Source organism: Vibrio sp. 2304, from assembly GCF_033339475.1.
GTDB lineage: Bacteria > Pseudomonadota > Gammaproteobacteria > Enterobacterales > Vibrionaceae > Vibrio > Vibrio alginolyticus.
The window spans coordinates 222248-236563 of record NZ_JAWOUQ010000001.1 but is presented as its reverse complement, the minus strand read 5'-3'; the positions used below and the strand labels follow the sequence as shown (position 1 = coordinate 236563).

Annotated in this window: 12 protein-coding genes; 6 read left to right on the top strand and 6 right to left on the bottom strand. The window is 47.0% G+C overall.

Features of this window, described 5'->3' with window-relative positions:
- Nucleotides 1-31 precede the first annotated feature (31 nt).
- Together R7P64_RS01080 and R7P64_RS01075 are read right to left on the bottom strand one after the other, a co-directional pair.
- Entirely contained in the window at nt 32-1402 is a 1371-nt protein-coding gene (locus tag R7P64_RS01080; RefSeq protein ID WP_318118628.1) for an L-serine ammonia-lyase, read from the bottom strand.
- An 11-nt stretch (nt 1403-1413) separates the two neighbouring features.
- Nucleotides 1414-2955, bottom strand: coding sequence for a sodium:solute symporter (locus tag R7P64_RS01075; protein ID WP_318118626.1), 1542 nt, complete (start codon nt 2953-2955; stop codon nt 1414-1416).
- A 338-nt stretch (nt 2956-3293) separates the two neighbouring features.
- Between R7P64_RS01075 and R7P64_RS01070 the strand changes: the two genes are divergently transcribed.
- From R7P64_RS01070 to R7P64_RS01060, 3 genes are all read left to right on the top strand, one after another.
- Entirely contained in the window at nt 3294-4589 is a 1296-nt protein-coding gene (locus R7P64_RS01070; RefSeq protein WP_149191701.1) for an MFS transporter, read from the top strand.
- A gap of 101 nt (nt 4590-4690) precedes the next feature.
- Nucleotides 4691-5707 (top strand): nuclear transport factor 2 family protein, encoded by a 1017-nt coding sequence (locus R7P64_RS01065; RefSeq protein WP_005374772.1) that lies wholly within the window; start codon nt 4691-4693, stop codon nt 5705-5707.
- A 177-nt stretch (nt 5708-5884) separates the two neighbouring features.
- Entirely contained in the window at nt 5885-6970 is a 1086-nt protein-coding gene (locus tag R7P64_RS01060; RefSeq protein WP_054576566.1) for a porin, read from the top strand.
- Nucleotides 6971-7039: 69 nt separating this feature from the next.
- Here R7P64_RS01060 and R7P64_RS01055 read toward each other — a convergent pair whose 3' ends face one another.
- The 4 genes from R7P64_RS01055 to hisD all read right to left on the bottom strand — a co-directional run bounded on the left by R7P64_RS01055 (nt 7040) and on the right by hisD (nt 10865).
- Nucleotides 7040-7753, bottom strand: coding sequence for an alpha/beta fold hydrolase (locus tag R7P64_RS01055; RefSeq protein ID WP_054576565.1), 714 nt, complete (start codon nt 7751-7753; stop codon nt 7040-7042).
- A gap of 1 nt (nt 7754) precedes the next feature.
- Nucleotides 7755-8759: a cupin gene (locus R7P64_RS01050; RefSeq protein WP_017634482.1), complete on the bottom strand. Its 1005-nt coding sequence runs from the start codon at nt 8757-8759 to the stop codon at nt 7755-7757.
- Between the two features lie 83 nt (nt 8760-8842).
- Nucleotides 8843-9577, bottom strand: a complete 735-nt coding sequence (locus tag R7P64_RS01045; protein ID WP_017634483.1) for an SDR family NAD(P)-dependent oxidoreductase — start codon at nt 9575-9577, stop codon at nt 8843-8845.
- Between the two features lies 1 nt (nt 9578).
- The gene (gene hisD / locus R7P64_RS01040; RefSeq protein ID WP_318123056.1) at nt 9579-10865 is read right to left on the bottom strand and encodes a histidinol dehydrogenase; all 1287 of its coding nucleotides are present in this window, start codon (nt 10863-10865) and stop codon (nt 9579-9581) included.
- A 289-nt stretch (nt 10866-11154) separates the two neighbouring features.
- Between hisD and R7P64_RS01035 the strand changes: the two genes are divergently transcribed.
- From R7P64_RS01035 to R7P64_RS01025, 3 genes are all read left to right on the top strand, one after another.
- The gene (locus tag R7P64_RS01035) at nt 11155-11904 is read left to right on the top strand and encodes an HpcH/HpaI aldolase family protein (RefSeq protein WP_005374748.1); all 750 of its coding nucleotides are present in this window, start codon (nt 11155-11157) and stop codon (nt 11902-11904) included.
- A 150-nt stretch (nt 11905-12054) separates the two neighbouring features.
- Nucleotides 12055-13011 (top strand): LacI family DNA-binding transcriptional regulator, encoded by a 957-nt coding sequence (locus R7P64_RS01030; RefSeq protein ID WP_104976388.1) that lies wholly within the window; start codon nt 12055-12057, stop codon nt 13009-13011.
- A gap of 267 nt (nt 13012-13278) precedes the next feature.
- Nucleotides 13279-14274, top strand: coding sequence for a TRAP transporter substrate-binding protein (locus tag R7P64_RS01025; RefSeq protein WP_025768662.1), 996 nt, complete (start codon nt 13279-13281; stop codon nt 14272-14274).
- The last annotated feature ends 42 nt before the right edge of the window (nt 14275-14316 follow it).

The window sequence follows — 14316 nt, the reverse complement described above, 5'->3', positions numbered from 1 at the left end:
GCTTTTTTGTTGGTTAGATTTGCCTAACTCATTATTCGCAAGGCGGCGCTAGGTGGATCAAAGCCAATCCACCCAGTGACGTCTCGCGGTATTTCTTGTTCATGTCTTTGCCCGTTTGATACATGGTTTCAATCACCTTATCCAACGAGATCAAACATTTACTATTACGCTTTAATGCCATGCGAGATGCATTGATCGCTTTCATTGCGCCCATTGCATTACGCTCAATACACGGAACTTGCACTAAGCCCCCAATTGGGTCACAAGTCATTCCTAGTGAGTGCTCCATGGCAATCTCGGCCGCAATACAAATTTGCTCATTGCTACCACCACGCAGCGCGGTCAAGCCAGCTGCCGCCATGGAAGAAGACACGCCAACTTCGCCCTGACAACCCACTTCGGCACCCGAGATAGACGCATTAGTTTTGTACAAAATGCCAATCGCACCGGATACAGCAAGGAAGTCTTTAAGCTGTTTAGTATCGAGCTCTTTGATGAAGCGATGGTAGTACATCAATACCGCTGGAATCACACCCGCCGCACCATTAGTTGGCGACGTTACGACTTGTCCACCAGCCGCGTTTTCTTCACTCACAGCAAAAGCAAACAGGTTAATCCAATCCATGATTTCCATCGGATCGTTTTCGATTGCTTCATTTGCTTCAAGCTTCTTCAGCAAGTTAGGCGCACGGCGGGTCACATTCAAGCCGCCATCCAAGATACCTTCTGTTTCGAAACCGCGCTCCATGCAACGCGTCATCACACGCCAGATCTGTTCTGCGCGTTGATTGATGGCTTCCATATCCTGAAACGCTTGTTCGTTTTTCAGAATCATGCCGCCAAGGCTCATGCCGTTATTCTCTGCCTGCGCCAACATTTCGTCCGCACTGGAGAATGGGAACTCAACTTCTACGGGAGCAGTCGCACTGCCACTTTGCAGTTCATCCGCCGTTGCGATGAAACCACCACCGATAGAGTAGTAAGTTTCAAACCCAACCTGGTTGCCGTGCGCATCTAACGCAGTAATCGTCATTCCATTCTCATGCAGAGGAAGGTTCTCTTCATGGAACAACATGTCCGTTTTGTAGTTGAATTCGATTTCATGACGGCCATCGACAGACATCATGCTCTCTTCAATCGCCTTGCGCATCGCTTTGTTCGCAGAAGCGATTTTGATGGTATCTGGTTTGTTACCCAACAGACCCAAAATGGTCGCACGGTCTGTATGGTGACCAATCCCCGTTAACGAGAGTGAGCCGTATAAATCGACTTGAATACGAACCACTTTTGCCAAGTTCGATTCAATCAAACGAGTGAAGTGGTAACCCGCGATCATTGGACCATTGGTGTGAGAGCTAGAAGGGCCCACACCAATCTTGTAAATATCAAAGATGGACAGCATAAACTTACCTATTACGACAATGCAGCATAAAGCCAATCAGGGAGAACCATACAAGCGGCGATGGTCGCCACAGCGAACACCAATAGCCCGTAATGACTTGCGGTTGGCTTTGCAAAAAGATGTTTTTGATTATTGATAAAAATTTGTTGCTCGGCAGTCACAGCGCCCCAACGACGGCTCACTAACACACCAAACAAAAGGAAGACGAACGTACCAATTGGCGCGAACCACGGCCAAGCCACGTCGAGATACATCGCAGTAAACACCGCAATCACACTCATGATACTGCCAACGATCACGCCTTTCTCATTGGCTTTCACCCAGAATAAACCAAGCACGAATGAACCCAAACGAATACCAACAAAGATAGAAGTCAGACTAGCGATGGTTTTGAGTACCGATTCATTCGATACCGCCAGAAGAGCTGGCACTACCACCATAGCCGCAGCGAGCAAACTCATCTTTCTTGCGACTTTTTCGTAGTGCTCATCATCGGCACTTTTGCGAACGAAACGCTTGTAGATATCGAACGTTGCGACAGTCGCAATTGAGTTGTAGGTCGAATCCAAGGTCGACATTGCGGCCGCCGCCAACGCGGAAATGATCAAACCAACGACGATTGGGTTAGTGTGGTTGAAGACGAAATCCAAAATCACTTCATTGCTGTTTTCAAACGATTGATCTTGATAGAAAACACTCAAAAGAACACCGAGTACCGCGAAGAACAAATACACGAAAAACGCACCGTAACCACACAACAGCATCGACTTCTGCGCCGTCTTTTCACATCTCGTCGCTAACGTGCGTTGGATGATCAATTGGTTGGTGCCGTACACACTCAAATGCAAAAAGCTCACGGCAACCACGCCAGCCCAGAGTGTGGTATCTACGCCCAAATCAAAGTCTAAGTTGATGATATTCAGGTGATCACGAGAAAGGTAATCTGCCGCATTAATCTCTGTCATTAGAATGGCAAAGATGGCGATGCTGCCCGCTACCAATACTGCAGATTGCAACATATCGGTCCAGATAACCGTGGAAATCCCGCCCGCATAGGTATAGCAAGCGGTGAAAATACTGATGTAGATAATGGCTTCAGAAATACTGATAGGCAGAACTTGCACTAAGATCAGCGCCACGGCATACAAAATCACACCCGCAGAGATACATTGAACCACAATGAACACAATCGAGTTGATGGTTCTTGCATACACCCCAAAGCGGTGCTCAAGGTATTCATAAATCGAAGTCAAGCCCAGCTTATAGAAGACAGGCACAAAGAAAATGACAGTGAAAAAGATAACGATGGGATAGTTAAGGTGAATACTCATCGCTTCCATGCCAGAGCTATAAACCCAACCAGGCATCCCTACAAACGTCATCGCACTAATGTAAGTCGCAAGTATCGAAACACCCGCCGTAAACCAGCCAAATTGCTTTCCACCCGTGGAAAAGTCGCCACCATTGCTGTAGCGCTTATTCACTAAATAGCTGATTAGTATGGTAATTGCTACATATAACGCAATCACCACAAAACTTGAGTACGTAACCATTTTAAGGTTTTCCTAATTCTGGGTAGCTAATTATTATGCCCAGATATTACTGTAAAAAGGCATTTTTGAACGACAATCCCACTGTAAGTGTGATTATTATCACCAATATAGGCGAAAATGTATTCAAAATCGCCAAAAACGCCGATTAGTGAGATCCTTGTCACTAAAACCCACAAAATGGGTACGCATTCATTTTAAAATTGATTTTGATCACGGATCTAATAACCTTAAAAAAACTATGATTCACCCCGACACGAAATCGAAGATGATCCAAATAAGATCGTGTTCATTAAGTTTGAATAGCAACAAATCCTAAGTGAAATAGAGGTTTATCGGTCATGAATGCCAAAAGACACATGAGCGAAGTTCCTATGATTCAAAGGGTAGCAGCCTATCTAGCGATACTGGTTGGTTACTTTTTCTATTGTTATAACTTTGTAATTATTGACTACGTACGCCCATACATCGTTGAAGCGTATGATGGTATTAGCCTGTCAGACACTGCCCAGTTCTATACATGGCAGTCGGTTGGTGCACTTATCGGTGCATTGAGCTGTGCTTGGTTCGCAACAAAATTTGGTAAGAAATCCACTCTTATTACCATCACAGCCCTAAACGGTGGCGCAACGATCATCAATATGATGTTCACCGACTACACAACGTGGGCAGCAATGCGTTTCATCATTGGTTTGTCACTGGGTGGTTACTTCACCGTGGCAGTAAGCCTAATGATCGGCCTATTTACGCCAACGGTACGTGGTAAGTTGACGGCATTCGCGTCTTCTATGTTCTCTGTAGCACTGATGGTAATGGGTGCGTATGCAGCATTTATTGCAAGCATTGATGCTCCATGGGAAAGCCTAATGCTTGTAGGTGGTATCCCACCATTGGCAGCCGCTGTGGTCATGATCTTTGTACTACCTAGCGACAGCAAAGTGATCGCTTACGGTGAAGAAGAGCAAGCAAAAGTAGAAGAATCAAATGCACCAGCGAAAAGAGGCTCTTGGGGCGAAATGCTAAGTAAGCCTTACCGTAAGATCACATTAACGTGTCTATTACTGGCTGGCCTTAACTTCTACGGTTTCCAATTCTTTGGTGGCTTCGTAACCACTTACCTACGTGATGTACGTATGTTCGACGGTGCAACCATCGGTCTCATCTTCTCTATCTCAGCATTTGGTTCACTGTTTGGTGCGTGGTTCTGGGGTTGGGTAGCTGACAAATTCGGTCGTAAGGTGAACGCGTTTGGCTTCATCCTAGCGGGCATCATGGTTTCAATCTTCTTTGTTGCACCTGGCGACATGGTGATTGGCGGCCTAAACATGCTGGCTCTACTTGGTCTGATTTACAACTTCGGTCTGTCTTCTTCTGCGGTATGGGGTGGTTACTTCTCAGAACTGTTCCCAGCACACCTACGTAGCTACGGCGCGGCGCTATTCCACGGCGGTCGTATCCTCGGTATGTGGGCACCAATGGTACTTATCTTCATCCAAGAGCGTACCGACCTACAAACCGCAATGTGGGGTTCACCAATCGTATGGATCCTTGCTGGTCTTCTATGGCTATCACTGCCAGAGACACTAAAAGGCGGCGTGTTCGATAAGAGCAAAAAAGCCGAAGCAGCAAAAGCGTAACTGAATTTCAAAAACTCCGGCTGGCTCCCCGGCCGGATGAAAAAACTTAATTTCGAGTCCTGTTCCCAAAGCCGACTCGACAGCAAATAAGAGAGTTTATTATGTCTAAATATCAAGAAGCGAAACGCGTTGTACGTGAATACTTCAGCGCAATGGAAAACGCAACTCACGAGAACGTGGCAGAAGTACTAAAAGCACACACTTCAGAAGATTACCTATGGCGTGGTGTTTACCCATTCCGTGAGCAACAAGGCGCTCAAGCAGCGGCTGACGTTTTCTGGGCTCCTTTGATGAAATCAATGACTCGCATGCAGCGTCGTCAAGACATCTTCATCGGTGGTGAGAACGAAGTAACATCAGGTGAAATCTGGGTAATGAGCATGGGTCACTTCATGGGTCTATTCGACGCTGAATACCTAGGCATGCGCCCAACTGGCAAAATCATGAACATCCGTTACGCAGAATTTAACTGTGTTGAAAACGGCAAGATCACTAAGACTGGCCTATTCCTAGACCTTCTAGGCGCAATGGACCAAGCGGGTTGTTACCCACTACCACCATCAACAGGTAAGCACTTCGTATACCCTGGTCCTCGTAACCACGACGGTCTACTGTTCGAAGACGCAGCACCAGAAGAAGGCGTAGCAACACTAGCACTAGTGAACAAGATGGTTGATGACCTATCTGCACTGAACGACAGCGGCGCTATGGGTTGCCCACCAGAAGTTCTTGAGAAGAGCTGGTCTAAAGACATGATCTGGTACGGTCCATGTGGTATCGGTGCGTCTTACACAATTCCTCGTTACCAACAGCAGCACCAATTGCCGTTCCGTAACAACCTGAAAGACAAGAAGTTTAACGGCCACGTATGTCGTTTCGCAGAAGGTAACTTCTCTTGTTTCTTCGGCTGGCCAAACCTATCTAACACGCCAATCGGTGGTTTCCTAGGTATGACAGGTGGTGAAGTACGTGCAGACATGCAAGTGGTTGACGTTTACTACCGTGACGGCGACAAGCTATCTGAGAACTGGGTACTGATCGACCTTCCTTACTGGCTAAAACAGCAAGGTCTAGACGTGTTCGAGCGTACTCAACAGATCCTAAACCCTTCTCTATAAGAAGTCCTAGGGGCGGATTGTCAACCCGCCTTTATGTTGCCTGAATCCCCTCTCGGTTCAGGTGACATGCTCCCAACTCGTGCCTCAAGGATGGGGCACAACCTCAAGATAGAACCCTTATTCAAAACGGGCATGAACGCACGGTGGCTTTCTGCTCCCTGAATAATGAGATTGATGATGAAAAAGTCGACCCTTTCTGCAGTGATTTTAGCAGCGCTTACTTCTAGCTCAGCCTTTGCTGCACACACTTTTGTTAATGACGCTGGCGACAGCCTAACCATCGATGGCCGTTTCGATCTTCGCTACCAAGACCGTGGCGGTGATGACAACGGCGAATGGAACAGCGGCAGCTCACGTTTCGGTTTGAAAGGCCAAATGGGTCTGGATAACGGCTGGACTGGTTTCGGTCACGCGGAATGGGGCTACAACTCTGGCGCGAACGGCGAAAACATTTACGACCGCTTGCTATACGCAGGTGTTGATCACGAAAAATATGGCAAGATTGCTGCAGGTACTAAGCAGTGGTCTACCTTCTACGACGTAGCATGGTACACCGATTTAGGTCGTGTATTCGGTACTCGTGGCTCAGGTGTTTACAACCTAGCTGACTGGGGTATCGCATCCGGTGCTGGTCGTGCGGAAAACTCAATCACGTACCGTAATTCAATCAATGAAAAAGTGAGCTACGGCTTTACTTACCAAACCACGCGTGAAGATGTTGCTCTAGCAAGCAATGCGACAGCCTCACTGAAAAACGGCATGGGTGCGTCGATCACTTACAAACCGGTTGATGGCGTAACACTGGGTGCGGCTTACCATCAAAATGAAGTTGCGGATCTAGACGCAAGCGTCGTTGGCGCAGAAAACGGCGACAACATGCGCATCATGCTATTGGGCGCAAACTACAGCAACGGTGGCTTCTACGCGGGTGCGACTTTCCACGTTGGCGAAAACTGGGAAGCAGTGAGCCAAGGCGGTACGGACGTAATGTTCGATACCCTAGGTGGCGAAGTCTACACTTACTACCACTTCGACAACGGCCTACGCCCAACGTTGAACTACAACTACATGGAAGATCGTGGTGACGAGACACAAGGTTACGAGCGTAACTTGCTGATTCCTGGTCTTGAATACCACTTCCAGAAGAACAAATTCCTAGTTTGGACTGAATACCAGTTCGACCTAGGTAAAGATCAGTACGATGGCAGCAAATTCGAAAACCGTGATGATCAATTCGCGGCAGGTATTCGCTACTACTTCTGATAATACTCATCGCTCACCACCTATACCCAAGTAACCTTAAGGTGGTGAGTGATGAAGTTCTTATCAACACTAAGCAAAGTTATCTTGAAGCCAAGTAGTCATCACTTCACTAACAATTAAAGGCTGCTCAAGCGTAGATAGATGCCCACACTCCGGGATAACATGAAGCGTGACGTTTGGGATGCATCTCTCCATGAGCAGATGATTGTCTAGCGGACAAAGCTTATCTTCTTTACCTGTTATCACCAACGTAGGAGCTTGAATGTCCGCCAATAAAGGTCGAGCATCCGGGCGAGTTGCTAACGCTTTAGCATGCGCTTCAAATGCCTCCAAACCTACATTGACCGCCATGCCTTCTATACGCTCAGTTAACGCTTTGTCTTGCAAACGGCTTGGATGAATCAGCACAGGCATCAGAGTATCAGGTGTAATGCGTTCAAACTCACCACTTAACGCACGGCTAACCAGTGCATCACGCTTTTGTGTCACCTCTGGCTTTTCATCTGCTGCATTGGTATCCATGAGGATCAAGCCTTTGACTCTGTTTGGCGCTTGACGGTACACCTCAAAGGCAAGAATCCCACCCATTGATAAGCCACCCAAGACAAACTCCTGCGGTGCGTCTTGCAACACTCTCTGCGCCAGCTGTTCCATTGACGGCAATGAAGCCAGCGTCGGGCATGAAGGCTCAACCCAACTTGGCAACGCTCGGTTGACTTCCTCAAACAATGTGCCATCACAAAGTAGTCCGGGTAGCCAAACTAACGAGGTGGGTTGTGTCATTTTATTCTCCTGCAAGCGGCTTTGGTTGATCAGACCCAAGAATGCAATACGTCAAACTATTACCACGCAAGTTCGTCAGTGAGTATGACGCACCTTCTGGAACATTCAGCACATCACCGCGCGTTAAAACAACGTTAGCTTGTTCGCCTTGATGTGTGAGCACCACCTCTGTATCCCCATCAAAGTTGATAAGCACTTGTTTTTCTTCTCGGCAGTGTTGAGGAATCGAGCCACCTTCAGAAAGCTCATAAGCCATGATGCTCACTTCATCTTCACTCTTTACTTGGAAGTCATAGCTCGCCAAAGGGTGACCCGTTAAGGCGTATTGTTTCACGTTGCTTCCGCTGAAATCGCCTTTGATTTCACGATAATCTTTTTGCAGAGCGACAAATGGCATCATCTCTTCTGCGGTGTAGGTATCGAAGGTCGCGAGCTCTTCTTCGGTAAGCAGCGGCATCAATTCTGATTCTTGTGGCACCGGGTCGCCATTAATGGTGTCCACGAGTGTGCCATCGGCTTTGAGGTATAAACCATAACCTTGACTGTCTTTAATAACGTTTGGATGCCAAATAACGCCGCCACCTGAATCGTCGCCGCCAAGTACCGAGAACATAAAGCCGTAATCGCGGCCAACCACTTCAAATCCACGGAAGAGATTGGTTGGAATCGAGATGACGTCACCGTGAGACAACACCGCCTCATGCTCTCCATCGTTCCCCCAATAAAAACGGAACTGACCTTTGAACACCAAGAAAAGCTCAGCGGTGCGATGAGAATGTAACGAATTTTTGATGCCCGGCGGTTGGCCTGCAGCACCAATATTAAAGCCCGCCGTATCGCGAATATGAACATGCTGACGACTGCTCTCTGCCACCCCTGCACCGATAATACAAAAGTTATCTTTGAGATCACTGCCTGGCGTGCGCGCATCAATAAACGCACTCGTACCCGGAATCAGTTCCATGTAGCGGACCAGGTTATTATTCATTTTAGATTGTAGAGTCATTGTAAATCCTTGTTGTCCTTGTTTGGACCTAGCCTTTGAATTGTTAGTTACAAGCCTAAAGTTAGTTACAGACCGAAAGTGTGTTACAGACCTAAAGGTCGCCCACCATCAACCGCGATGGTATTGCCTGTCGAGAAGGTCAAAACTTCTGCTGCGGCGTACACGGCTTGAGCGACTTCTTCGTCATTGGCTAAACGCTTAAGCGGTGTGGATTGTTCTTGTTGATTACGCCATGCGTCATCCAAGCCTTTGACAAACTCAGTGTCGACAAGCCCTGGAGCAACAGCCAGAACTCGAACCTCGGGAGACAGAGCGCGAGCTAAAGAACGGGTCATGTTCTCCGCGGCAGATTTACTTGCACAGTAAGCAATGTTGCTCCCCATCGCAGTCTGTGCCGCGATAGAAGTAATGTTAACCACACAACCATTGGCTTGCTTAAGCCAAGGCTCAAACGCTCGAACCATGGCAAAAGGCGCACGGACGTTCACTTGGAAAATTTGGTCAAACAGCTGGTCATCTAAACTTTGCAAATCAGAGTGCGCGACGAATTTCGTCATCCCCGCACAGTTGACCAACAGATCCAGCTTGTCGCTTATTTCACTGACTTGATATTTAAGCTGTTCAATCGCACTAGAATCTGCCACGTTCAATTTGAATGCTAGATGCTCGTTACGTGGCAGCGAGGAAAGCACATCCTCGGCCGCTTTCTGATTACTGTTGTAAGTCAGAATTACGCGATATCCCGATTCAGCTAGCTTGCGACAAATGGCGGCACCCAGTCCGCCACTGCCGCCTGTGACTAAGGCAAGTTTCGACATATTACGCCTCTTCTACTTTGCCTTTGTAACGGCGCACACGAATATCCGCTTGCTCTTTGTGGCCAGCAAAACCTTCGAGTGCACACAAGCGAGAGCAGTACTCACCGACTTTTAGCGACGCAGCTTCCGTTACACGCTGGTAAGTACAGGTCTTGATAAATTTACCTACCCAAAGACCACCGGTGTATCGCGCCGCTTTCTTCGTTGGCAGTGTATGGTTGGTACCAATACATTTGTCGCCGTAAGAAACGTTGGTTTCACGACCTAGGAACAAGGCACCGTAGTTGGTCATATTATCTAGGAAGTATTTAGGATCTTCTGTCATCACTTGCACATGTTCAGATGCAATATCGTCTGCCACTTCCACCATTTCTTCGTAGCTATCACACACAATCACTTGTCCGTAATCTGCCCACGCTTTACCCGCGACTTCAGCCGTTGGAAGAATGGTTAACTGACGTTCGATCTCTTTGATGGTCTGTTGCGCAAATGTCTCGCTATTGGTCAACAATACAGCGGGAGAGTTGTAACCGTGCTCAGCCTGACCAAGCAAATCCGCTGCTGCCAATTCTGGGTCACAGCCCTTCTCATCAGCAATCACAAGGGTTTCCGTTGGGCCTGCGAACAAGTCGATACCGACACGGCCAAACAGTTGACGTTTTGCTTCTGCCACAAATGCGTTACCCGGCCCTACAATCATATCGACCGGTGCAATAGTCTCCGTCCCCAGAGCCATTGCACCTACCGCCTGAACACCACCGAAGCAATAGATTTCATCCGCACCCGCCATTGCCATCGCAGCGACAATCGCCACATTCGGCTGGCCATTAAACGGTGGCGCACAAGCAATAACACGTTTTACGCCCGCGACTTTCGCCGTCAGTACACTCATGTGAGCGGATGCAACCAATGGGTATTTACCGCCAGGGATGTAACAACCCACGCTGTTTACTGGAATATTTTTATGCCCCAGTACCACACCAGGCATGGTTTCTACTTCGACGTCTTTCATTGAGTCACGTTGAATTTGAGCAAAGTTTCGAACTTGTTGCTGAGCGAACTCGATATCATGACGAGTCGATTCATCAAGCGCATCCACACAGGCTTGGATTTGCTCTTCTGACAGGCGGAATTGCTCCGGCGACCAGTTATCAAACTTTTCAGACAACTCACGTACAGCGCTATCACCTTTCGATTCAATATCAGCAAGAATGTTTTCAACAATCTGACGCACTTTTGCGTCGTTTGATGCTTCTTCAGTGATTCCGTTTTTTAAAATGCGTGCCATTGGGTTTCTCCTTGAACATTGAGGCTGACGAACGGTTATTTTTATGATTTTGGATACGAATGCAAAATAAGATTAAACACTTAATTAACATTTGACAAGTTAAGTCAACAAACAACAAAAACCACCTTTAAGCCTTTGTATTAACTAATTTAAAAAGGGAAAATAAAGTAATTTCGACTTTGGTAGAGTTTACTTTTTAATCAAAAATGAGTTTTAGATCACATCATTTTTACTCATCATTTACATTTCTACATGTTAGCTTTTGCATACCTTTGCAAAGGAGAGAATCATGAGCAATTTTAAACAACGTCTGACTAAAGAAACGCTATTAGGTACATTTGTTAAAACCCCTCATCCTCACATTATCGAGGTATTGGCACTGGCAGAGTTGCCTTTTGTGGTACTGGATGCAGAGCACGCACCTTTCGATCGTTCCTCGCTTGATCTGTGCATCATGGCGGCCAGAGCGAATGACCTCGCGTGCGTGGTACGAGTACAAGACAGCGCTCCTTCAACCATTTTGAACGCGCTTGACTGTGGCGCGGCGGGTGTACAAATTCCCCATGTTTGTACTGCTGAGCAAGCGACGCAACTGGCGAAAATCTGCCATTACGGAGAAGGTGGCCGAGGGTATGCTGGTTCCAGTCGAGCAGCGCAATACGCCACTAAGCCCATGGTTGAACACTTAAAAGACAGCCGTGCGAATACGATTGTCATTGCACAAATTGAAGACCCTCAAGGGGTTGAAAATGTTGAAGCGATTGCCAATGTTGAAGGAATTGATGCGCTCTTCATTGGCCAAGTTGATCTCACTGTCGCTTATGGTGCTGATAGCGTTCATGATGAGAAAGTCGCACAAGCAAGTATGCGAGTAATCGAAGCGGCCAGAGCCGCCAATAAACCTGTTGGCATGTTTGTCGCGACGGCTCAACAAGCTCGGGAATGGCGTGAACTCGGCGTTAGCTTCTTTTGTGTTGGCTCTGAACACAAAATGATCATTGATGGCTTCAAGCAAGAGAGAAATGTGATGAATTCTTGAGTTTTCTCTGATATTTACGCCTTATCAATGTAATGCTCTAGACACAGAAATCCCCTAGCCCATACACTCAGCACGTATGAGAAGGTTCAATGGCCTTAAATAAGGAGTATCACCATTAAAGCGAAAGTAACTTCGATCGACGTCGCGAAGATGCTCGGCGTCTCTCAATCGACGGTATCTAGAGCATTCAGCCCGACTGCGAGTATTAGCGAGAAGAAACGCAAAATGGTGATGGATGCCGCAGCTAAGCTCGGATACACACCGAATGCCATCGCCCGAGGTCTGATTTCGAATCGTTCAGGCTTAGTGGCGATTGCGTTAGATAGCGAATCAAACCCAATGTATGACATGCAATCTCGTGCTTTGGCTGTCGAAATTCAAAAGCGAGGCGGACAAGTTGTGCTTTGCCCTATCGACAAAGACGACCTCGATCTCGCCATTTCACGCGCCATTGAATACCAAGTGGACGGACTCGTTATCGCCACCAGCCGTTTAACCTCACGCGCGTTTGCCCAATGCGAAAAGTTTGGCGTTCATTTAAGCTTGATTAACCGCTACGCCGAGGGTATTAATGCCAATAGCTCTGGTATTGATAACCGATTGGCGGGCCAACAAGCAGCCGAGTATTTAACGCAGAAAGGCGCAAAACAGTGTGCTTATATCAGTGGCGATGCTGGCTCCATGACCAGTGAAGAGCGTTGGCTGGGTTTCTCTTCAAAATTGCAAGAACTCGGCTCCCCGTCACCAACCTTTATCCAAGCCAAGTACAGCTTTGAAGCAGGCTTAGAAGCGGCGAAAGCGATCTTGTCGCACACTAGCAAACCCGATGCAATTTTTTGTGCAAACGACATCCTCGCCATGGGTGTGATGGATGGCTTGCGACAAGCCGGAGCAAAGATCCCCCAAGACTTCTCTGTGATGGGTGTAGATAACATTCCGATGTCTGCATGGCCGAGCTATGATTTGACCACCATTGCTCAACCAGTCGACAAAATTGTTAAACGAGCGGTTGAAGATTTGATGAATCGAATCAACGGCAACCTGGATGCAACTGGCGAATACCTTTTCGAGCAAGGCACCTTGATCGAACGTAGTAGCACCACTTAATAAATCCATTTTTATTCATTCTTCATAAACAAAATGTCTTGCTTTCGAGTAAGGCATTTTCTGTGATCACGATTAAATTTTCACCAATCGTTATTTAATTCCTCATCAATTCATCAATCTTGTTATTGACTTGTTACTTTAATGTTTTATTTTGGATTCGTATGCAAAATGGATATGAATTGCTCAACTAATTTATAAAAACATAAAAAGTTGTGTGACTTGCCGACGAATGCCCATGGCAGGTCATACCAGAAACAAGGAAGAACGATGAAGAAAGCAATCCTTACTTCACTTACCGCACTGGGACTTGCATTTAGCAGTATGAATACGTTTGCAACCAGTGTTATTCGTCTTGCTCATGACAGTCAAGAAACCTCTCCCGTACACAAAGCAATGCTCTATTTCGAACAAGAAGTGGAAGCTCGCTCAAACGGTGAGATAGAAGTTGAAATCTATCCGGCAAGACAACTAGGCGATGTGCGTGAGACGACTGAACTCGTGCAGCAAGGCAACTTACAAATGACGTTTGGTGCGTCAGTTTTACTCTCTCCCTACGTCCCAGAGTTTAACGTGCTCGACGTGTTCTACCTTTTTGATAGCGAAGAGCAAGCACACAAAGCGCTCGACAGTGAGAAGATCGGACAACCATTGTTGAATGCTATGGAATCAAAAGGCTTTCATGGACTTGGCTTTATGGAGGTCGGCTTTCGTAGCGTGACCAACAACAAACAGCCAATTGATAGTATTGAGGACCTGAAAGGGCTAAAGATTCGCTCGGCATCTAACCCCACTCAAATAAGCGCGTGGAAATCTATTGGTACTGCGCCAACACCTCTGTCTTGGGGAGAAATTTTCACCTCGTTACAACAAGGCCTGATTAACGCTCAAGAAAGTGCTATCTACTCTATTTATGCCGAACGTTTTTACGAGGCACAAAAGTACCTCTCTTTAACTAACCATATATACACCAACTACGTGTTGTTCATGAACAAATCGTTTTGGGATTCACTGCCGGCCGCACAACAAGCGCTGATCAGTGAAGTAAGCAAAGAAACCATCGCAAAACAGCGTGAGCTCGCCGCTAAGCAAAACCAAGAAGTAATCAAAGAGCTCGAAGCAAAAGGCATGACGGTTAACATCGTCCCAGACGAGGTACGCAGCATCATGAAAGAAAAAATGAATGCAGCCGTGTACCAAGATCTGCGTAGCAAGACAGGTGAAGACTTGTTTGACAACGTGATTGCCGAGATAGAACGCCTATAACTCCCACTCTTTTGCACGCTCTGGCAACAGGTCGTGCTTTCT

Excerpts from the sequence above, each read along its gene's own strand:
- R7P64_RS01080 (WP_318118628.1), bottom strand. The coding sequence starts at position 1,402 with ATGCTGTCCATCTTTGATATTTACAAGATTGGTGTGGGCCCTTCTAGC.
- R7P64_RS01075 (WP_318118626.1), bottom strand. The coding sequence starts at position 2,955 with ATGGTTACGTACTCAAGTTTTGTGGTGATTGCGTTATATGTAGCAATT.
- R7P64_RS01070 (WP_149191701.1), top strand. The coding sequence starts at position 3,294 with ATGAATGCCAAAAGACACATGAGCGAAGTTCCTATGATTCAAAGGGTA.
- R7P64_RS01065 (WP_005374772.1), top strand. The coding sequence starts at position 4,691 with ATGTCTAAATATCAAGAAGCGAAACGCGTTGTACGTGAATACTTCAGC.
- R7P64_RS01060 (WP_054576566.1), top strand. The coding sequence starts at position 5,885 with ATGAAAAAGTCGACCCTTTCTGCAGTGATTTTAGCAGCGCTTACTTCT.
- R7P64_RS01055 (WP_054576565.1), bottom strand. The coding sequence starts at position 7,753 with ATGACACAACCCACCTCGTTAGTTTGGCTACCCGGACTACTTTGTGAT.
- R7P64_RS01050 (WP_017634482.1), bottom strand. The coding sequence starts at position 8,759 with ATGACTCTACAATCTAAAATGAATAATAACCTGGTCCGCTACATGGAA.
- R7P64_RS01045 (WP_017634483.1), bottom strand. The coding sequence starts at position 9,577 with ATGTCGAAACTTGCCTTAGTCACAGGCGGCAGTGGCGGACTGGGTGCC.
- hisD (WP_318123056.1), bottom strand. The coding sequence starts at position 10,865 with ATGGCACGCATTTTAAAAAACGGAATCACTGAAGAAGCATCAAACGAC.
- R7P64_RS01035 (WP_005374748.1), top strand. The coding sequence starts at position 11,155 with ATGAGCAATTTTAAACAACGTCTGACTAAAGAAACGCTATTAGGTACA.
- R7P64_RS01030 (WP_104976388.1), top strand. The coding sequence starts at position 12,055 with ATGCTCGGCGTCTCTCAATCGACGGTATCTAGAGCATTCAGCCCGACT.
- R7P64_RS01025 (WP_025768662.1), top strand. The coding sequence starts at position 13,279 with ATGAAGAAAGCAATCCTTACTTCACTTACCGCACTGGGACTTGCATTT.